A 15,957-nucleotide genomic window follows, 5' to 3' on the forward strand; every position below is an offset into this window, starting at 1 on the left:
GGGTTCGATTCCCCCCAGCTCCACCAGGTCGCTGTCACACAGAACGAGGCCCGCCTCCCTAGTAATCACTAGGGAGGCGGGCCTTTTTTTGCGTTGTGGATAACTCGTCAGGCGGCGAGCCCTGCCCACACTTTGCCCACATCTGCCGCCGTCGCGCGCTCGTCGAGCCGGTTCGCGACGTCGTCGAGGTCGTCGTCGAACAGGTCGGCGTACGTGTCGAGGGTCATCGCCGCGGACTTGTGCCCGAGCATCCGCTGCACGGCCTTCACGTGCGCGCCCGAGCTGATCGCGAGCGACGCCGCCGTGTGACGTAGGTCGTGCGGTGTGAGCCGCTCGAGACGGGCTTCCTCAGTCGCGCGTGCAAACCAGGACCCCGCGCCCTCGCTCGTCTTGGCGCGCCGCAGGAAGTTGCCGTTCGGGTTGGAGAACACGAGATCGCTCTTGGACTTTCCGGCGCACTGCCGCTCGAGGGCGTCGCTGAGGAATCCGGGGAACGGGACGGTGCGCTTTTCCCATGACTTCGGCGCGCCGACTTCGATCACTCCGTCGACCTCGACCGCGGCTCGGTTCACGTGCACGCGCCGACGCAGCATGTTGATGTCGGAGACGCGGAGCCCGATTGCCTCGCTCCATCGCAGCCCGCAGTACGCGAGGACGAGGGTGAGCGTGGCGCGGGTGTGGTCGTGCGTCGCCGCCGCGAGGCGCACGACCTCCGCGTCGGATAGGTATCGACGTTCCTTGGCCGAGACCTTCTTCGGCAGGTTCCTCGCGCCGCGGGCCGGGTTCTTCGAGATTCGGCGATCGCGCACGGCGACGTCGAGGATGCCGGCGAGTACACCGAGTGCGCGCAGCACCACGGTTGCGGACCGCGGCCCTGTGGTGTTCCGGCGGAGTCGCTGACGATCAGTTACGGCCGTGCCCAAGCTCATCCCAGAGATCCACGCTTCGACAGCTGACGGCTTGATGTCGCCTACGGGCGTCTCACCCCACCGCGGCTTCACATGGACATTCCACGACGTCTCGAGCGAGTGGTACGACGAGGGCTTCAGCCCCTGCTTGGTCAACAGCCAGGCGTCGCCCAGAGCACCCACGTTGACGCGCGAGTCCTTCGGGTCGAAGTACTCGCCGGTGGCCTTCGAGACGGTGACCGAGGCGAGGAACAGCTCCGCCTCCTTTTTGGTGCGGAACCCTCGCTTGTCGGTCTGTGACTTGTCCGGCTTGCGATAGCGCACCCTGTAGCGGCGCCCCTGCGCGGTGTTGTAGGGCGTGATCGAGCCGGCCACTAGTTCCCGCCCTTGTCGCGAACCGCATACCAACGTCGAGCGATTGACTCGACCCGCAGGACCTCGCCGCGCACCCAGCCGCGGGACTGAGCCGCCTTGAAAACCCTCCACCACATTCGGCCGTAGGTCGCGGCCTGCTCCGCTGACGCGGAACCGTCGACGGGCGCGATCGGGGGGAAGCCGTCGGGCACGCGTGAACGGACTCGGCCAGAGGTGCTGAGCCCGGCAGCACGGCGAGCCATATTCAACCAGGCATCCTCCTTCGCCTCCGCAGAGGCTGCGGCCTTGGCGATCTCCGCATCGGTTACGAGACGAGTGACTGTCTTCAGCGCCATGCCGCGAGGTGGAGCGACGTCGATCGCAGCGATCACGGCGAACGCTGCACGACCGTCACCCCCAGGAACGACTACGCGCGTGCCTACGACCGGAGGCGTCACGAGCGTCCACTCGTACGCATACGCGTGGTCTGGGTTCGGGGGAGTGTTTGACGCGAGTTCGCGAAACGAGACACTCACGATGCGTCGGCTGGGCTTACGGGTGAACCAACCCATCACGCAACCTCGATGCGCTCATGCCACTGGCCGGCGCCCATCCTTGCGTCGACGTAGGTCGTGTCGCCGACGCGCAGTAGTAGCCCCTGGTATGCGAGCACGATGCTCTTCATGACTCCGAGCTCGACCGCGATTCCTGCAGCGCGACCGTGATGGACTCGCTCGAGGTACCGGTAGGTGTCGAGGTCGATGAGTCGTAGCGCTGCCCATTCCTCCGCACGTCGCTCCTGCTTCGCATTTACGGGGCCGAACTTCGAAGGGATGTCGCCCCAGAGCGCGTGCGCGAGCTCGTGTGCAAGGACGCTGCGGTGGTGTCGTGCATGCATGCCGGGGCGCAGGCAGATCACGCGCTTTGCGTGGACGTATTGTCCATCGCGGTCGGTGGGCAGCTCGCGGTACTCGATGCGAACGCCCAGGGCGTCGGCGAAGTCGAGGAGTCTCTGATCGATGGGGGTCATTGCTCGTCCGTGGGTTCCGATTCCGCCGGCCGTGCGACCGAGGGCAGTTCCTCATCCTCATCCGAGCCGCGGACATCGCGAGCCGGAAACCTGTGGATCGTCGCTTCGGAAACCGCTTCGCTGATCGGTTTGTCGAAGAGCGAGCCGGTGTCAGTCATGCCGAGCCGGCGGCCTACCTCGAGCACGAGCGCTTCGTCGGTCGCGGCGTGGAGAGCGTTCTCGACGTCGCTGATGCCGACGTCCTCGGGTGCAAGGTGTCCAGTGGCGAGAAGGTCGGCGAGGACTGGGCGCTTGTAGGCGTAGGAAATCGATCGGACGAGTTCGAACGACAGGGAGTCGTCGTTCGCCTGGCGGTTCAAGGTGGCGTGCGTGGTGCCGATCTTCCTGGCTACCTCGCGGATCGAGTCAGAGCCGCGGACGCTGTCGAGCCACTTGATGGTGTCGTTCATGTCTCAAGTGTGTTCCATAGTCGTCACGCGCGCAAGCCATTTTGAACGCTGGCTTGACAGCATGGATCGCCGGAGTGACAGTTGGAACATGAACAATCCAATCGGTGAGGCAGAGATCCGCCCCGTCGCCGTCATTCGCGATGGACTGCTCGATCGCCTCAAGGTTCAGTCCGGCATCAAGTCCGATGAGGCCTTCGCCCGGCTCGTGGGCGTGAGCCGACCCACGCTCGCCCGATACAAGGCCGGCGAGGAAGTGTCGATGCGCGCCGCGGTAGGAATCGCCCTCGCGTTCGGGCTCGGCCTCGGCGAGGTCGTTGAGATGCGGAGCGACGATAACGCAATGGCAGTGGCGTCGTGAACAACGTCACGCCCATGAAGCGCCCGGTCGCCGCCGTCACGCCGCGGTACCTCTCACCTGAGCAGGTCTGCGACCTCGTCCCCGGGATGACCGTCGCCAACCTCAAGGACCTCCGCGCGTCCGGCAAGGGCCCGCGTTACAGCAAGCCGACTGGCGAGCGCGGCCACATCACTCTCTACCGCGAGGACGACGTCGTCGCCTGGGTCGAGGCCGCGTTCATGGGCACGAGGGAGCAGTCATGAGCGAGCATCTCTTCGACGGCGTCTCGCATGATGAGGGCCGCGGCCATTATCCGCTCCTCACGGGTGAGGTCCATGGCGTCGAGCTTACGGGTTCAGTCTCAGCGGAGGGCGCGTCGGGTCGGGGCACCGTGGGGATGGCTGCCCCGGCCGGACGGCTGAGCCCGATCGTGCGGGCTACGTCCCACGCCTACACCGTCGCCGCCGTCGTCGCCGCGGTCTTCGCGTTCGTCCTCGCGCCCTGGGGACTGCTGCTGCTGATCGTGACGCTCGCGGCGCTGGCCGTCGCGGTCCTCCTGCAGTCGATGGCCGCCGGGCTCGCCGCGTTCGAGGAGGACGAGTCGTGAATGCGCTCGAAGTACTCGATCTCGCCAGCGATGTCGTGAACGCGCGCGAAGTGCTACCAGCGGCGTTTGCGGCGCTGGCTGGTGGCGTGCTCGGCGGCGCGGTCGGCGGCGTTCTTCACGAGCGCTTCCACGTCGGCGCGGGACGGCATGTCGATCGCGTCACGAACACGCACTCCGTCGTCGTCGATGGCGCTCGCGAGCATTTTGACGACGTGCCAGATCCCGTCGAGCTCGGCACGAATCTGGGCGTGCGCGAGGTTGCCTTCGAAGTTCGTACTGATCGCCCTCTGGGCGTCAATGACCGTGGCCTCGAGTGCAAGGACAGCGCTGTGGACTCTCATGGCGCCGAGCCTAGCGACGGGCGTGCATCGTGAGCGCGCTCGAGGTGTTCGACTACGCCGACCGGCAGGTGCGCACCGTCGCGGTCGACGGCGAGGTCTGGTTCGTGCTCGCCGACATCTGCAGCGTGCTCGGCGTCGCGAACGTCGGCAACGTGGCCGCGCGCCTCGACGAGGCTGATATCCGCCAGACGGACATCAGCTCTGGCGGTCAGCGCCGCGCGGTCACGATCGTGTCCGAGTCCGGCATGTACGAGGTCGTCATCCGGTCCGACAAGCCGGAGGCCCGCCGCTTCCGCTGGTGGGTCACGCACGAGGTCATCCCCGCGATCCGCCGAACCGGCACCTATGCGGTCGAGACGCCGGAGCAGCTCATGGCGCGCGCCGTCGTGCAGGCGCAGGAGATCATCGCCCGCAAGGACGAGCAGATCGCCGCGCTCGCGCCGATGGCCGAGGCCTGGGAGGAGATCGCCGACGCTGGCACCGACTACGCGGTCCGCGACGTCGCACCGATGCTCTCTCGCGCCGGGATCGAGACCGGCCCGCAGCGCCTCTTCGAGAAGCTCCACGAGCTCGGCTGGATCTACCGCGGCGAGAAGGGCCGCTGGACGCCCTACGCCAGCGCGGTCGACGCGGGTCTGCTCAAGGTGCGCGCGATGGCCCCGTACCGCGACCGCGACACCGGCGACCTCAAGCCCTCCGCCCCGCAGGTGCGGATCACGCCGAAGGGCATCGAGCGCCTCCGCGTCCGGCTCGGCGCCGGCGCCCTCACACCCTGACCCCACACACGAAAGCGGGGCGCCCGCGGCAACGGACGCCCCACCAGAAAACGAAAGGCAAGCACATGCCTCAGACACAGGATACCGACGACAACGTCGAACCGGTGGACGACTTCGCACCGATGACCGCTGACATGCACCTCAGCGTCGCCGAGCGCACCGCGCCCGTGATCGACGGACCGGTCGCGACCGATCACCGCAGCATCTGGCCGCTGTCTCCCGGACGCATGGTCGCCGTCGTGGCCGCGCTGCTCGGCACGGCCGTCTGCGGCCCCGCCGCGGCCGACCCGACGACCGGGGTCAACGGTGCCGCCCTCGGCGTCCTCCTCAGCCTGGCGACGTTCGTCGCCGCGTTCCTCATCCCGCTTCCGAAGAAGGACGACCAGTCATGACCCCGCAGATCACCGCCGCCCGCGTCGTCGTCCCCGGCGACGCGCCCCGCACCGTGTGGATGCTCGAGCGCGGCGAGGGCGTCACCGCCTCCGACGTGTGGCGCATCGCACGCGCCGGCATCAAGGCGCGCCGCGCCATCGTCGAGCAGAAGATGAACGGCTCGACGTTCCGCGGCAACCGGGCCACGGCGGCCGGGCACGCCCGCGAGGCCGCCCTGCTCGATGAGGCCGCCGAGCGCCTCGCATCGCTCACCCCCAACGCCGCGCTGTGGGCCGCGCTCGACAACGACCTGCACCGAGCCACCCCGGACGCGATCGGCATCGACCAAGACGGCGCTCTCGTCGTCATCGAGGTGAAGTCCCACGAGTTCGGCTGGGACTCCTGGACGATCCCCATCGAGCACATGGCGCAAATGCAGTGGCAGATCCACGTCCTCGGCGCCGACTACGCCCTCTACGGGTTCGAGGTCCGCGACGAAGACGACATGCCGCCCGCCGACGGCGCGACCTGGATCCCGGTGCCCCGGGACGAGGAGATGATCGCGTACCTCGTCGACCGCGCCGACAACTTCATCGCCTGGCGCGACGCGGGATGCCCCGACGTCGACGACCTCCCCGACGACGTCACGGACGCCGTCGCCGCATGGGCGCCACTGAAGCGCGACCTCGACGCCGCAGTGAAGGCGGAGAAGGCCGCGAACGCGAAGGTCAAGGCGGCGACCGCGAAGCTCCCCGGCGCGCAGCGCTTCGGCGCCGTCGGCATGACCGAGCACGGCGGGTTCCAGACCACCGTCGCCGAGACGGTGTCGATCGACGAAGCCGCATGGAAGGCCGCCGCACCCGAGGTCCACGCCCACGTCGAGGCGCTGCGCCTCGAGCTCGCCGTGCTCGAGGCGTCGGCGCTGAAGCACTTCCCCCGCACCACCCGCAAGGCGCCCGCTCTGAAGTTCCAGGAGGTCGAGCATGTCAACGACTGAACTCATCGAGAAGAAGACCATCGGCGAGGTCGAGCACATCGTACACGCCTCGGGCGAGTGGGACGGCACCGGGCCCGTCGAGTTCTCCGACGACGGGGAGACCTGGACCCAGGCGTGGGCGCCGACGATCATCACCGGCACCGACGGCGAGACGATCCGCGTCGAGGTCGCGCACCCGGAGTTCGCGCGCGTCGAGGTCTACCGCAAGGGTGTCCGCATCCCGACGACCGTGACGATCCGTTGGGCCGAGCAGTACCCCGCCGCATCCGACGAGTGGGCGGCGAAGTGGGATCGCTCGCCGATGCGGCACCTCGGCCGGACAGTGCGCATGGTCGCATTCCGGCAGACGTTCCGCGACCTCCTCGGCGACATCCGCATCGAGGAGGAGGTCGACGAACGCGACCTCCCGGACGCCCCCGCGAACACCGCGCCGGCGGCGGAGCGCGACTGGGCGGCCGAGTTCCTCGCGACCGAGACGATCGAGCAGATCGACGCCCTCGAAGCGGAGGCCCGCGCCGTCCGAGCCTTCACCCCCGACAAGGCCGGCACCGACCTGCACCGCACCGCCCGCAACCAGCGGAAGGCGCTCGCCGAGTCCGCCTGGGCGCTGTCCGCCGCCGCGGCCGCCCCGACGGCGACCGAGTCCGAGACTCCCGTCATCGAACGGCCCGCGCCGGGCGACCACCTCCTGCCTCAGAACCGCTCCGCCCGCCGCGCCGCGGCACGCAAGAAGGGACGCCGCTGATGTTCACGAACCCGAGCACGGGCGAGGTGATGACCACCGAGGCCGCGACGTTCGCGATCAAGGCTGGCGCGCAGCTCCTCGACTACCAGCCGACCAACCCGACCGAGATGGAGTACTTCATCCGCGAGTCCGTCGGGCTGATGGAGAAGCTGCCCGACGTGATGCTCGAGATCAACGCCCGCCGCTACGCCGCCGAGCGCGCCTACATCGCGAGGAAGCAGACCCAACTCGCCCACTACGGCCGCAACAACGTCCCCGCGACGTTCGCCCGCGCGATGGCCGATACCGACGCGCAGGCCGAACTCGAGGCGTGGCACACCGTCAAGGCCGAGTACCACTACGCCGAAGGTACCGAGCGCGCGCTGCGCACGAAGGTCAACTCGATGCTCAACATCAATCGCGCGATCGCCGCGCAGTTCGGAGCGCACCGATGAGGTCAGCGAGGGGCGCCGTACCAGTAGCGAATCATCACCGCTTCGATGTCGCGAAAGGTCTGCCCGTCGAACTCGAAGTGGTCCCCGCGCTGGGTGAAAGTGGCGCGGCGGTAGAAGTGGCCGCTTCGATCCTGGTCGTACTCGATGAACCAAGTCGTGCTGCCATCGTCGTTCGTTCTGATCTGTCGGGCTTGATGCGGGATACCACCGAAGTCACGTTCGTAGGGCATTCCCGCACTCTAGCGGGCGAGTACATCGCGAGTGATCTGAGCCAAGTCTCGTACTGCTGCAGCAACCGAACGAAGCCGGCTGCGAAGTGCCCGCGCGTCGGTAGTCGACCCGATTTCTTCAAAGGCCTCGGTGACGCCCTCGATGATCTGGCCGAGATGCTCGAGTTCGGACATGGTGGCGCCGCCCACGTGGGTGGCCGCCATCAAGTTCACTCGAACGCGAGACTCCTCGGCGACGAGATCGAACGCGCTCTCAGCCCGTTCGATCAGCTCCTCGCGACCGAGGGAGTGGGCATGGAGAAGCATCAATGTTGCTCCGACGATCGGGGAATTCTCGCGGAGAGCGTCCGCGATGTTCTCGAGTTCGTCCTTCTCGTTCAGCATGCCCGCACTCTATCGGGGGTGACCAGATGACCGCGCTTCGTTCGGGTGAGTTGTTCGCTGGCGTCGGGGGTCTCGGCCTTGCGGTCGACGAGGTCTTCGGCTCTGACCCCGCATGGTTCGCCGAGTTCGACGCGGCCCCGTCAAAGGTGCTCGCACACCACTACCCGAACGTGCCCAACTACGGCGACGTGCGCGCCGTCGACTTCCGCACCATCCCGCACACTCAGGTCCGCGCGGGCGGGTTCCCCTGCCAGGACGTTAGCCTCGCCGGCCGACGCCGCGGCATGACCGACGGCACACGCTCCGGCCTCTGGTCGGAGTTCGCCCGATCCATCGAAGAAGACCGGCCCGACTGGGTCGTGATCGAGAACGTGAGAGGACTGCTCAGTGCAGACGCATCTAGCGACATGGAACCCTGCCCGCTCTGTGTGGGAGACGACCCAGGGCATGTTCTGCGGGCACTTGGAGCTGTACTCGGAGACCTGGCCGACCTCGGGTTCGATGCGGAATGGGTCGGTCTTCGAGCGTCCGACATCGGAGCACCTCACGGCCGGTTCCGCGTCTTCGTCCTCGCCTGGCCCGGGGAGGGAACTGTTACCGACGCCCGCGGCGGCGGACGGGTCCGGGGGACGAGTCTCGGCCGAGATGGGCGGGACGAGGGAGTCCGGGGCGAAGCGTTCGATCACGCTCGCGACGGCGGTGCATCACAGACTGACGTGACGCTCCTCCTGCCGACACCTGTCGCTCAGCCGTCCGGTAACAGCCCCGAGGAGCACCTGCGGAAGAAGCCGGGACGCGAGGTCGTGACCGACTTGGCGATCATCGCGGAGAACGGGCTGATCGAATCGGGCGGGAAGCTCCTTCCGACGCCTGACGCGTACAGCGGCAGCCGGGGCGGGTCGCAGCACCCGGAGAAGCGCCGCGACGGCGGGCACACGGTGTCGCTGGCCGATGTGACGGAGCACGCGCTCCTCGGGACGCCGCGCACCGCGCAGGGCGTGCAGAACGACCTCCGCGATCCGGCCGTAATCGGTAATCCTCGCGGTCGGCTCGAGGATCAGATCGCGCTGATGCCGACGCCATCGGTCTCGAACAGCCACGGCAACGAGGTCAATGGGCGCGGCGAGCCGCTGCTCCCAGGCATCACCGACTGGGGGCCGTACGAGGCGGCGATCCACCGCTGGGAGCAGATCATCGGCCGCCCGGCCCCGGCGCCCGTCCGTCACGACGGCAAGGGCGGGAAGGCCCGCCTGAACCCCGAACTCACCGAGTGGATGATGGGCTGGCCCGCCGGATGGGTCACCGTCCCGGCCATCGGTCTGTCGCGCGCCGAGCAGCTCAAGGCGTGCGGCAACGGTGTCGTGCCGCAGCAGGCCGCCGCCGCCCTGCGCCTGCTGCTCGCACGACCCGGTGTGCCAGCGCTCGCCGAGACGATGGCGGTGGTATCGTGACCGCCCCGAGCGCCGAGGTGCGCAACGGCGTCTACCTCCGCGACGGCTTCCGCTGCGTGATGTGCGGTGCGCTCGAGAAGACGTTCCAGCACCGCCGCGCGGTCGGCATGGGAGGCTCCCGCAACGTGCCCACCGCCGTCGACGGCCTGACGCTCTGCCTGACCTGCAACGTCGCCTGCGAGGGTGAGCTGCAGGGGAAGGCGCTCGCGAACGGCTGGAAGGTGCGCCGCTGGGTCACCGCGCCCGAGCGCGTGCCGGTCTACTTCCCGCACGAGTTCGCCTGGTACCGCCTCGAGGGCCTCAACCGGATCCGGATCTCGGCCGCCGTCGCGATGGAGATGGGCAGCTCGGTCTACGGCGACGAGTGGATGCAGTGGCGGCTCCGCGAGATCGGCGGTGTGGCATGAGCACGATGCCGACCTACGCGATGACGTACGTCGTCTACTGGCCCGAGGCTGGCGTGCTGAAGGTGGGGCGCGCGTGGCGCTTCCACCGGGTGCAGATGATGACCCGCTCCGGCGGGCACATCGTCGTCCTCGCCCGCGGCACCGACAAGACATGGGAAGCCGAGGCGCTGCGGACGCTGCGCCGCTGGTTCCCGCAGGCATTCAGCAACGAGGACGAAGCGCGCGAGCTGCTGTTCATGGGCCGCGGGTGGACCGAGTGCTTCGAGGTCGACGAGCACCACCTGCAGCTCGCCGTCGACCTGTGTTTCGAGGGATTCGCGAGAGGGAACGATCAAGGTGTCAACGAAGAACGTGCAACGGAAGATCAGCGCGGAGGATCTGCAGTTCCCCGGGTACCTGCGAGCCCCGATGGTCGCGAAGCCGACGGCGATCGGCCTGTGGCTGCACACCGACGGCCTCGGCCGCCGCGAGGTGGTTCCGGAGCTGCTCGCGGCCGCGATCTATCCCGGCGAGGCGGCGACCGACCTCGTGCTGGAGCATCTGCTGATGCTGGACGAGTCCGGGTTCCTGGACTTCTACCAGGCCGACGGGACCGAGTACCTGGTGCTGCGGCGCCCGCTGAGGGTGGACGCGCGCCTCGCGTGGTCGAACTGCCCCGATCCGCCTCATCGCGAATCTTCGCGAACGTTCGCGGCTGTGGGGGGAGCGCGGGCGAGAGCGGGGGAGCGGGTGCGTGCCGAGCAGGCCGAGCGGGCGTCGGAGTGGGCGCAGTGGGCGGACGAGCACGAGAGCAAGCCCCGGCCGCCTCGGAGACCTCTGCTGCTGGATGCTCCGCCCATCGGATGCCCCGATCACCCCTTCGGCAGGTTCAAGGACTGCGGACCATGTGGCACCGCGCGCCGGCGTCACGATCGCTGGGTCCAGGAGGCCCGCTACGGCGAGCAGAGGACCGAGTACGAGCAGACCCAAGAGACAGAGGAGCCCTGGGATGGAAAGCCGTTCTGACGCCCTCGCTGACTTCGTCGAGATGACCGTCACGAGGTTCACGAAGGACCAGCGCTTCCGGTTCCGCCTGATGGCGGAGGCCGATGAGACCCCGCGGGAGACCGCACGCAAGATCGCTGCCGAGGCACACGCCGCGGCACTGAGGAGGACAGCATCATGAGCAGCAAGACGGTCTATCTGCACCTGAGGAAGGGTCCCAGCTATGGGGGCTTCTCGGTCGTGAAGCTCGCGAAGACACGAGATGCGGTGACGCGTGATGGCGACGTCGTCATGCCGCTCGAGATCGAGCTGCCGCACGACTTCTTCGAGCGCGCCGCGATCCGGGTGCACCTCGAACCGATGACGGGGGAGAAGCGCTGATGGCCGGCGAGACCGTCATCACCGTCGTCGGCAATCTCACGGCCGACCCCGAGTTGCGCTACACGCAGAACGGCCTCCCGGTGGCGAACTTCACCATCGCGAGCACCCCGCGGACGATGAAGGACGGCGAGTGGAAGGACGGCGCCCCGCTGTTCCTCCGCGCGAGCGTCTGGCGAGAGTTCGCCGAGCACGTCGCCGGCAGCCTGACGAAGGGCGTGCGCGTCATCGCACAGGGTCGCCTCCGCCAACGCTCCTATCAGGACCGCGAGGGCACCCAGCGGACGGCGATCGAGCTGGAGGTCGACGAGATCGGCCCGAGCCTCCGCTACGCGACCGCACAGGTCACCCGTGCTACGTCGACCAGCGACCAGCAGCGCCCGGCAGCGTCCGCCCCGGCGCAGGAACAGCAGTGGGTGGCCTCCGAGCCACCCGCAGGAGGGGAGTGGAACCATGGCGACGACACACCGTTCTGAGCTGATCGACGAGCTTGAGAAGGCGCTGCACGATGAGGTGTACGACGGCGGGCTGGGTGCGCTGCCGCCGGATCAACTCACGGACTACGTGCGGAGGTTGGCGGTGACCGCGGCGAAGGTCGCGGAGGAGGTGCACACCCCGACCGACGACGAGTACCTCCGCACCCCGGATCCGCAGGGCGAACCGTCCGACGCGCAGGAGCAGCTCGCCGAAGCGCTCTACCTGCTCGACCCGATGAAGGACGATGTCAACCCGCTCGGTGACGGAACGTACGACGACAGCGAGATCGTGCCGTGGGAGCGGTTCGTGGAGCGCGATCCCGAGTGGCTGCATCCGCCGTCACCCCGGTGCCGTGGGACCGCGTGGGCGGGTGCATCGGTCCCTGCGGCCCCGAGGGATGGTATCCGCCCCGCCGGGTGCAGGTGACGCAGGAAGGGACAGAGGCGTGAACTCGCTATCCGCGTTCCGGATGCTGGCCAGCGATGTGCTTGGGCTTCAGAGAACGGTCGCGAGGCGCCGTAAGCGTCTCACCGCCGTCGTCAGCCCAGTGTTCGGTGGCGTCCCGATCGGACCTATCGTCTGCGGCCGCACGGGCAGCTTCCTCCTCCTTCCCGCTTCGGCCGATGATCTCGCGGATCTTCTCTCCGGTCGCTCCCGTCGCGCTTTCAACGGCCGTGGTCGCATCGTTGACTTTGCGTTCGACCGCGTCCACCACGCGCTGGGTGAGGTGCGAGGCGCCTTCAGACGCCGTCTTGATGTGGTCTCCAACAGACATGGCATTGCTCCTTCGTTATCTCCGCCGGGATCGGCGGAGCACGTTCAGGGCCCGGAGGGGCCCTTACGGCTGCGGTTCCTCAAGAGCCCGAAGATCACAGTGCCGACGAACAGGATGATTCCGATGATTGCCAGCCAGAGCAGGCCCTCGATGGCGAAGCCGACAACGGCCAGGATGGCCCACACGATGAGCAAGATGACGAGGACGGTCCACATGTTGTTCACGCTACGCGCATCCGCACCCGATGGATACGGGTTCTGGATTCAGCCCAGGAAGCGCATCAAGATGATGACTCATCGCATGGTCATCACCGAGCCGGATCCTGCGCTGACGTCAGCGGAAGGAACCGACGATGTCTGACCGCTACTGCATCCGCGGCTGCAAGATCCGGGGTGAGCACTTCGCAACCTGTACCCGCAGCGGCGAGGCCTATAAGGGCGACGACCCGTGTCCTGGCTGCGCCCAGGTAGATGCTCGGGACGGTGTGCTCATCTGCGACCGCTGCTACCGGACCCTGCGGCGTCACCTCGAGGACGCGGCCGACGTCGTCGGGCACCTCCGTTCGATCGCGGACCCGACCAAGGCTGCGGTCTTCGATCGGATCCGGGTGCAGTCCTCGTCGGTCGAGATCCCCGCGCCCGTGGCCGCCGACCTCATCGACGCCTCGAACGACATCACGACGACGCTGAACATGTGGGCGAACCACGTCGCGGGGGAGGACCGACCGGGCGCGGGCCTCGCCGCCGGCGCGATGGCGGATGCCGCGCACGACGTCGTCCGCATGGCCGCCGACGTGATCCTCGACGAGCTCGACGACCTCGCGAACGACTCGCACCAGATCGAGGCGCTCTGCGAGGGCGTCATAGTCGTGCACCAGGGCGCCCCGGACGTGTGGACCGTCGCCGACGCCGCGGTGCGCTGGCCGCTCGAGGACTCGCCCCGGTGGGCGCAGGCTCCATGCCCGGAGTGCGACCTGATGGCCGTGCGCGTCCAGCCCGGCCGCAATGGCCGCCCCTCGCGGTACCGGTGCACGACACCCGAGTGCGACTGGGAGGCGAACTCGAACGACGACGGCGGCCTCTGGGCGTCTGTCTTCGCCGAGCCCGCACCGCCCGAGATCCGCCCGCACGACCCGAGCCTGCTCACCCTGGTCGACGCTGCGCGCCTCGTGCACCGCGAACCCGGCACCGTGCGCGGCTGGGCGAAGGCGGGGGACCTCGAGCAGCACCTCGGCCGATACCGCATAGATGATGTGCTCGCGGTGGCGGCGCGGAAGAAGGGAGGGACCACATGAAGACCTGGCTCACGCTGGCCGAAGCCGCCGAGCGGATCCGAACCGACGGCACCGCGAGGGCTTCCGCTGAGCGTCGCATCCGCCGATGGGTCGACGCTGGCGAGCTCAAGCCGATCGCCGGACGCTTCCTTGTGGTGGACGTGCTCGCCGCGGAAAAAGCTATGAGGAGCCGTCGTGGGCGTCCTCGTAAGGCGGCGAGCAAGGGCGGGACCGGGTCGCCGGCGGGCTGAGCAGGGCGTGGGGACGATGCGCAGGTCAGCAGTCAGATAGGGTGCACTCATGAGTGTGCTGAGTCGCGCCTACTTCATCCCGCATGAGCCTGTCGGGTCTCGCTGCTACGGCGCGCTGCTCGCAGACGGAGGGGCGGTGCTGCACGAGTGGGACTACGTGGAGGCGGCTCGCAGCGAGATCGGCGATCTCCACGCGAACAATCTGGATCCCGCCCTCACCGAGGCCGAGCAGAAGGAGTACGCGAGCCAGCTGATGCTCTTGATGCACAAAGCAAAGACGGGACAAGTGCGGTTCGTGGGGCGCGATGCCGAGGGGAATATCGTTGGACGCACCCTGGTTGAACTCAAACCACGGCTGCCCCAGGTTCGTGCCGCTTTTGGTCGCAGGCCGCGACTCCTCCGTCTCTACCTTGGGGAGCCTGCGATCCATCCGAGGAAGTTGCTCGCCCTCAGGCTTGCCACGAAGGAAGATTCGGCTGCAGGTTTGGATGAACAAGACGCTGACATCGCGGAAGCCAAGGCCCGGGCTGAGGCCTGGTGCTCCGGAACTGCGTAGCGGGTAGGCTGATGCTTAGGAAGGAGCGGGTGACATGGTGAAGCACGCAGCGCGACGGCGCAACGTTCGCAACGACCTGGCCCACACGGAAGACCTTTTTGGGTGGTCTTCACAGTGCAACGTCGCTCGGCACGATGCCTTCTTCGACACCTTCGTCGTAGCGATCGAGAGAGCAGGCGTGCCGCGCGCGGAAGTCGCGAGGCGGCTTGGTATTTCCTCCGACGAGCTTGAGGTTGTGATCTCTGGCCAGACTGACATGACGCTGACCGAGCTCCGCATGCTCTCTTCGGCCAGTGAGCTGGTGATCGACTTTCACGTCGAGGCGGCTGCAGTCGAACAGAGCCGAATGAGCCGTCAGCATCTCAGCGACTTGATCTTCGTCGTCCACGAATCTGCAAATCGCGGAGTGTCCTGGGAGAACGACACCAAAGACATGGTGGCGGTAGTTCAAGCGAAGGTCGCATCGTCGTGACGTTGCGCCTGGAAAACGTTGGGGTCGTGCGGTTACGAGGGACCACAGTGGACCCCGAAGACGACGAGACGGTTGTCTGGAACATAACGATCATTGACAAGCAACTGAGCAACTCGTCCTCCAAAACTAGGCCGGTTTTCGGCTTGCTTCGTGCGTCCTCGGAGAATGGATGGGCAGAAGTTGAGGTGAGTGCTGGTCTTGTGGGTTCGAAGAAGGGCACGGAGGAGTCGCTCAAGCGAGACATCGTCGAAAGTGGTGCAGCTGAGAACCTCTACGACTTCGCTCGTGTGCACGTTCAGACCCTGCTTGCTCAGGTGCGCTCCGATCAGTACATCGGTCTTGCAGCGCCGGAACCCCAGCTCCGCTTCATCAGTAGGCAGGAGTTCGACAAGCTCGCCGCCGACAAGGAGGCCTAAGGGCTGCAGCGCCGCGCGTGGGCGGCACCGTGAAAAGTGTCAAACGTGTCCGACGCATATGTTAAGCTGTGCTTGCACCTGAACTATGACCGAAGCCTCGCCGATCCGGCGGGGCTTTTCGCGTCAGAGAGCGTCCGCTGTGACTTGTAGTGCGACGAGGATTACGCCCGCTGTTGACGTCAAGATCAGAACCCATTGCCGACGGAGATCGGCAGCCCGCGGAGCCTGCGGCCGGTTCTGTTTGTCGAAACCTCCGATGGTGCCGATCGACGGATCGAGGCCATTCGCCTCCATAAGTCGATGGCGCCTGCCGTTGAGTTCGTTCACGCGTCGGTCGTACTCGACTGCACCGAGCTCCTTGATAGTGAGAGCGGAGCGGAGGGGTTGGTACCAGCGGTCTATCCGGTCGTATGCCCGGACGTGGCTGGCCGCGCGTGTGTATTCGATGACCATCGAGAAGGCCACGTACAAGGAACCGGCGATCGGTACGACCGCAGCGAAGAACGCGAGCATGCGCTGATCGTATCCAGCCCACAGGTCGGGGGTAACGCTC

The 15,957-nt window shown here is 67.3% G+C and carries 29 protein-coding genes and 1 pseudogene; 22 read left to right on the forward strand and 8 right to left on the reverse strand.

Annotated elements, in window-relative coordinates:
- Positions 1-107 precede the first annotated feature (107 nt).
- The 3 genes from DW296_RS03900 to DW296_RS03910 form a co-directional block, all read right to left on the reverse strand.
- Positions 108-1,283 (reverse strand): site-specific integrase, encoded by a 1,176-nt coding sequence (locus DW296_RS03900; RefSeq protein WP_136051166.1) that lies wholly within the window; start codon positions 1,281-1,283, stop codon positions 108-110.
- Between the two features lie 550 nt (positions 1,284-1,833).
- Positions 1,834-2,292, reverse strand: coding sequence for an ImmA/IrrE family metallo-endopeptidase (locus tag DW296_RS03905; RefSeq protein WP_136051167.1), 459 nt, complete (start codon positions 2,290-2,292; stop codon positions 1,834-1,836).
- Complete coding sequence (locus DW296_RS03910) at positions 2,289-2,741, reverse strand: hypothetical protein (RefSeq protein WP_136051168.1); 453 nt, start codon at positions 2,739-2,741, stop codon at positions 2,289-2,291. The genes DW296_RS03905 and DW296_RS03910 overlap by 4 nt, the downstream gene beginning before the upstream one ends.
- An 88-nt stretch (positions 2,742-2,829) precedes the next feature.
- Here DW296_RS03910 and DW296_RS03915 point away from each other — a divergent pair, with 88 nt between their 5' ends.
- From DW296_RS03915 to DW296_RS03955, 9 genes are all read left to right on the forward strand, one after another.
- A complete protein-coding gene (locus DW296_RS03915) occupies positions 2,830-3,099 on the forward strand; it encodes a helix-turn-helix domain-containing protein (protein WP_136051169.1) in 270 nt (89 codons plus the stop codon).
- A gap of 14 nt (positions 3,100-3,113) precedes the next feature.
- Positions 3,114-3,341 carry a helix-turn-helix transcriptional regulator gene (locus DW296_RS03920; protein ID WP_168428972.1) on the forward strand — a complete coding sequence of 76 codons (228 nt, stop codon included), beginning with the start codon at positions 3,114-3,116 and terminating at the stop codon, positions 3,339-3,341.
- Positions 3,338-3,685, forward strand: coding sequence for a hypothetical protein (locus DW296_RS03925; protein ID WP_136051171.1), 348 nt, complete (start codon positions 3,338-3,340; stop codon positions 3,683-3,685). Before DW296_RS03920 ends, DW296_RS03925 begins: the two co-directional genes overlap by 4 nt.
- Complete coding sequence (locus DW296_RS03930) at positions 3,682-4,059, forward strand: hypothetical protein (protein ID WP_136051172.1); 378 nt, start codon at positions 3,682-3,684, stop codon at positions 4,057-4,059. Before DW296_RS03925 ends, DW296_RS03930 begins: the two co-directional genes overlap by 4 nt.
- The gene (locus DW296_RS03935; protein ID WP_136051173.1) at positions 4,056-4,802 is read left to right on the forward strand and encodes a phage antirepressor KilAC domain-containing protein; all 747 of its coding nucleotides are present in this window, start codon (positions 4,056-4,058) and stop codon (positions 4,800-4,802) included. The genes DW296_RS03930 and DW296_RS03935 overlap by 4 nt, the downstream gene beginning before the upstream one ends.
- 65 nt (positions 4,803-4,867) lie before the next feature.
- A complete protein-coding gene (locus DW296_RS03940; RefSeq protein ID WP_136051174.1) occupies positions 4,868-5,194 on the forward strand; it encodes a hypothetical protein in 327 nt (108 codons plus the stop codon).
- On the forward strand, positions 5,191-6,171 hold the full coding sequence (locus DW296_RS03945; RefSeq protein ID WP_136051175.1) for a hypothetical protein: 981 nt from the start codon (positions 5,191-5,193) through the stop codon (positions 6,169-6,171). Before DW296_RS03940 ends, DW296_RS03945 begins: the two co-directional genes overlap by 4 nt.
- Positions 6,158-6,916 (forward strand): hypothetical protein, encoded by a 759-nt coding sequence (locus DW296_RS03950; protein ID WP_136051176.1) that lies wholly within the window; start codon positions 6,158-6,160, stop codon positions 6,914-6,916. The genes DW296_RS03945 and DW296_RS03950 overlap by 14 nt, the downstream gene beginning before the upstream one ends.
- The gene (locus DW296_RS03955) at positions 6,916-7,350 is read left to right on the forward strand and encodes a hypothetical protein (protein ID WP_136051177.1); all 435 of its coding nucleotides are present in this window, start codon (positions 6,916-6,918) and stop codon (positions 7,348-7,350) included. Before DW296_RS03950 ends, DW296_RS03955 begins: the two co-directional genes overlap by 1 nt.
- 2 nt (positions 7,351-7,352) lie before the next feature.
- Here the strand turns inward: DW296_RS03955 and DW296_RS03960 are convergent, their stop codons facing one another.
- Both DW296_RS03960 and DW296_RS03965 read right to left on the reverse strand, forming a co-directional pair.
- A complete protein-coding gene (locus DW296_RS03960) occupies positions 7,353-7,580 on the reverse strand; it encodes a hypothetical protein (protein WP_136051178.1) in 228 nt (75 codons plus the stop codon).
- Positions 7,581-7,589: 9 nt separating this feature from the next.
- Complete coding sequence (locus DW296_RS03965; protein ID WP_136051179.1) at positions 7,590-7,964, reverse strand: hypothetical protein; 375 nt, start codon at positions 7,962-7,964, stop codon at positions 7,590-7,592.
- A 26-nt stretch (positions 7,965-7,990) separates the two neighbouring features.
- On the opposite strand from DW296_RS03965, the pseudogene DW296_RS16740 reads away from it, so the two are divergent.
- The 8 genes and pseudogenes from DW296_RS16740 to DW296_RS03995 all read left to right on the forward strand — a co-directional run.
- A pseudogene (locus tag DW296_RS16740) lies at positions 7,991-8,527 on the forward strand (DNA cytosine methyltransferase); the annotation flags it as partial.
- A 153-nt stretch (positions 8,528-8,680) separates the two neighbouring features.
- Positions 8,681-9,415, forward strand: a complete 735-nt coding sequence (locus DW296_RS16645; protein WP_240742980.1) for a hypothetical protein — start codon at positions 8,681-8,683, stop codon at positions 9,413-9,415.
- Positions 9,412-9,822 (forward strand): hypothetical protein, encoded by a 411-nt coding sequence (locus tag DW296_RS03975; protein ID WP_136051181.1) that lies wholly within the window; start codon positions 9,412-9,414, stop codon positions 9,820-9,822. The genes DW296_RS16645 and DW296_RS03975 overlap by 4 nt, the downstream gene beginning before the upstream one ends.
- 336 nt (positions 9,823-10,158) lie before the next feature.
- A complete protein-coding gene (locus DW296_RS03980) occupies positions 10,159-10,827 on the forward strand; it encodes a hypothetical protein (protein WP_205807805.1) in 669 nt (222 codons plus the stop codon).
- Positions 10,811-10,987 (forward strand): hypothetical protein, encoded by a 177-nt coding sequence (locus DW296_RS16410; protein WP_168428974.1) that lies wholly within the window; start codon positions 10,811-10,813, stop codon positions 10,985-10,987. The genes DW296_RS03980 and DW296_RS16410 overlap by 17 nt, the downstream gene beginning before the upstream one ends.
- On the forward strand, positions 10,984-11,187 hold the full coding sequence (locus DW296_RS03985; protein ID WP_136051182.1) for a hypothetical protein: 204 nt from the start codon (positions 10,984-10,986) through the stop codon (positions 11,185-11,187). The genes DW296_RS16410 and DW296_RS03985 overlap by 4 nt, the downstream gene beginning before the upstream one ends.
- A complete protein-coding gene (locus DW296_RS03990) occupies positions 11,187-11,660 on the forward strand; it encodes a single-stranded DNA-binding protein (RefSeq protein ID WP_136051183.1) in 474 nt (157 codons plus the stop codon). The genes DW296_RS03985 and DW296_RS03990 overlap by 1 nt, the downstream gene beginning before the upstream one ends.
- The gene (locus tag DW296_RS03995; RefSeq protein WP_136051184.1) at positions 11,638-12,087 is read left to right on the forward strand and encodes a hypothetical protein; all 450 of its coding nucleotides are present in this window, start codon (positions 11,638-11,640) and stop codon (positions 12,085-12,087) included. Before DW296_RS03990 ends, DW296_RS03995 begins: the two co-directional genes overlap by 23 nt.
- Before the next feature lie 28 nt (positions 12,088-12,115).
- Here the strand turns inward: DW296_RS03995 and DW296_RS04000 are convergent, their stop codons facing one another.
- Positions 12,116-12,436: a hypothetical protein gene (locus tag DW296_RS04000; RefSeq protein ID WP_136051185.1), complete on the reverse strand. Its 321-nt coding sequence runs from the start codon at positions 12,434-12,436 to the stop codon at positions 12,116-12,118.
- A gap of 44 nt (positions 12,437-12,480) precedes the next feature.
- Complete coding sequence (locus tag DW296_RS04005; protein WP_168428975.1) at positions 12,481-12,651, reverse strand: hypothetical protein; 171 nt, start codon at positions 12,649-12,651, stop codon at positions 12,481-12,483.
- Between the two features lie 137 nt (positions 12,652-12,788).
- On the opposite strand from DW296_RS04005, the gene DW296_RS04010 reads away from it, so the two are divergent.
- Genes DW296_RS04010 through DW296_RS04030 form a run of 5 tightly spaced genes read left to right on the forward strand, consistent with a single transcriptional unit; the run spans position 12,789 to position 15,404 of the window.
- Entirely contained in the window at positions 12,789-13,730 is a 942-nt protein-coding gene (locus tag DW296_RS04010; protein WP_205807809.1) for a hypothetical protein, read from the forward strand.
- Positions 13,727-13,960 (forward strand): hypothetical protein, encoded by a 234-nt coding sequence (locus DW296_RS04015; RefSeq protein WP_136051187.1) that lies wholly within the window; start codon positions 13,727-13,729, stop codon positions 13,958-13,960. Before DW296_RS04010 ends, DW296_RS04015 begins: the two co-directional genes overlap by 4 nt.
- A gap of 49 nt (positions 13,961-14,009) precedes the next feature.
- A complete protein-coding gene (locus tag DW296_RS04020; protein ID WP_136051188.1) occupies positions 14,010-14,516 on the forward strand; it encodes a hypothetical protein in 507 nt (168 codons plus the stop codon).
- A 34-nt stretch (positions 14,517-14,550) separates the two neighbouring features.
- Entirely contained in the window at positions 14,551-14,988 is a 438-nt protein-coding gene (locus DW296_RS04025; RefSeq protein WP_136051189.1) for a hypothetical protein, read from the forward strand.
- Positions 14,989-15,035: 47 nt separating this feature from the next.
- Positions 15,036-15,404, forward strand: coding sequence for a hypothetical protein (locus DW296_RS04030; protein ID WP_136051190.1), 369 nt, complete (start codon positions 15,036-15,038; stop codon positions 15,402-15,404).
- Positions 15,405-15,527: 123 nt separating this feature from the next.
- On the opposite strand, the gene DW296_RS04035 is transcribed toward DW296_RS04030, so the two are convergent.
- Positions 15,528-15,917, reverse strand: coding sequence for a hypothetical protein (locus DW296_RS04035; RefSeq protein ID WP_136051191.1), 390 nt, complete (start codon positions 15,915-15,917; stop codon positions 15,528-15,530).
- Between the last annotated feature and the right edge of the window lie 40 nt (positions 15,918-15,957).

Source organism: Microbacterium sp. K36 (assembly GCF_004794355.1).
In the GTDB taxonomy this organism is placed as follows: domain Bacteria; phylum Actinomycetota; class Actinomycetes; order Actinomycetales; family Microbacteriaceae; genus Microbacterium; species Microbacterium paraoxydans_D.

What these genes read in the sequence shown, in the direction of transcription:
- DW296_RS03905 (WP_136051167.1), bottom strand. Translation starts at nt 2,292, where the DNA reads ATGACCCCCATCGATCAGAGACTCCTCGACTTCGCCGACGCCCTGGGC.
- DW296_RS03910 (WP_136051168.1), bottom strand. Translation starts at nt 2,741, where the DNA reads ATGAACGACACCATCAAGTGGCTCGACAGCGTCCGCGGCTCTGACTCG.
- DW296_RS03915 (WP_136051169.1), top strand. Translation starts at nt 2,830, where the DNA reads ATGAACAATCCAATCGGTGAGGCAGAGATCCGCCCCGTCGCCGTCATT.
- DW296_RS03920 (WP_168428972.1), top strand. Translation starts at nt 3,114, where the DNA reads ATGAAGCGCCCGGTCGCCGCCGTCACGCCGCGGTACCTCTCACCTGAG.
- DW296_RS03925 (WP_136051171.1), top strand. Translation starts at nt 3,338, where the DNA reads ATGAGCGAGCATCTCTTCGACGGCGTCTCGCATGATGAGGGCCGCGGC.
- DW296_RS03940 (WP_136051174.1), top strand. Translation starts at nt 4,868, where the DNA reads ATGCCTCAGACACAGGATACCGACGACAACGTCGAACCGGTGGACGAC.
- DW296_RS03945 (WP_136051175.1), top strand. Translation starts at nt 5,191, where the DNA reads ATGACCCCGCAGATCACCGCCGCCCGCGTCGTCGTCCCCGGCGACGCG.
- DW296_RS03950 (WP_136051176.1), top strand. Translation starts at nt 6,158, where the DNA reads ATGTCAACGACTGAACTCATCGAGAAGAAGACCATCGGCGAGGTCGAG.
- DW296_RS03955 (WP_136051177.1), top strand. Translation starts at nt 6,916, where the DNA reads ATGTTCACGAACCCGAGCACGGGCGAGGTGATGACCACCGAGGCCGCG.
- DW296_RS03960 (WP_136051178.1), bottom strand. Translation starts at nt 7,580, where the DNA reads ATGCCCTACGAACGTGACTTCGGTGGTATCCCGCATCAAGCCCGACAG.
- DW296_RS03965 (WP_136051179.1), bottom strand. Translation starts at nt 7,964, where the DNA reads ATGCTGAACGAGAAGGACGAACTCGAGAACATCGCGGACGCTCTCCGC.
- DW296_RS16410 (WP_168428974.1), top strand. Translation starts at nt 10,811, where the DNA reads ATGGAAAGCCGTTCTGACGCCCTCGCTGACTTCGTCGAGATGACCGTC.
- DW296_RS03985 (WP_136051182.1), top strand. Translation starts at nt 10,984, where the DNA reads ATGAGCAGCAAGACGGTCTATCTGCACCTGAGGAAGGGTCCCAGCTAT.
- DW296_RS03990 (WP_136051183.1), top strand. Translation starts at nt 11,187, where the DNA reads ATGGCCGGCGAGACCGTCATCACCGTCGTCGGCAATCTCACGGCCGAC.
- DW296_RS03995 (WP_136051184.1), top strand. Translation starts at nt 11,638, where the DNA reads ATGGCGACGACACACCGTTCTGAGCTGATCGACGAGCTTGAGAAGGCG.
- DW296_RS04000 (WP_136051185.1), bottom strand. Translation starts at nt 12,436, where the DNA reads ATGTCTGTTGGAGACCACATCAAGACGGCGTCTGAAGGCGCCTCGCAC.
- DW296_RS04005 (WP_168428975.1), bottom strand. Translation starts at nt 12,651, where the DNA reads ATGTGGACCGTCCTCGTCATCTTGCTCATCGTGTGGGCCATCCTGGCC.
- DW296_RS04010 (WP_205807809.1), top strand. Translation starts at nt 12,789, where the DNA reads ATGTCTGACCGCTACTGCATCCGCGGCTGCAAGATCCGGGGTGAGCAC.
- DW296_RS04015 (WP_136051187.1), top strand. Translation starts at nt 13,727, where the DNA reads ATGAAGACCTGGCTCACGCTGGCCGAAGCCGCCGAGCGGATCCGAACC.
- DW296_RS04020 (WP_136051188.1), top strand. Translation starts at nt 14,010, where the DNA reads ATGAGTGTGCTGAGTCGCGCCTACTTCATCCCGCATGAGCCTGTCGGG.
- DW296_RS04025 (WP_136051189.1), top strand. Translation starts at nt 14,551, where the DNA reads ATGGTGAAGCACGCAGCGCGACGGCGCAACGTTCGCAACGACCTGGCC.
- DW296_RS04035 (WP_136051191.1), bottom strand. Translation starts at nt 15,917, where the DNA reads ATGCTCGCGTTCTTCGCTGCGGTCGTACCGATCGCCGGTTCCTTGTAC.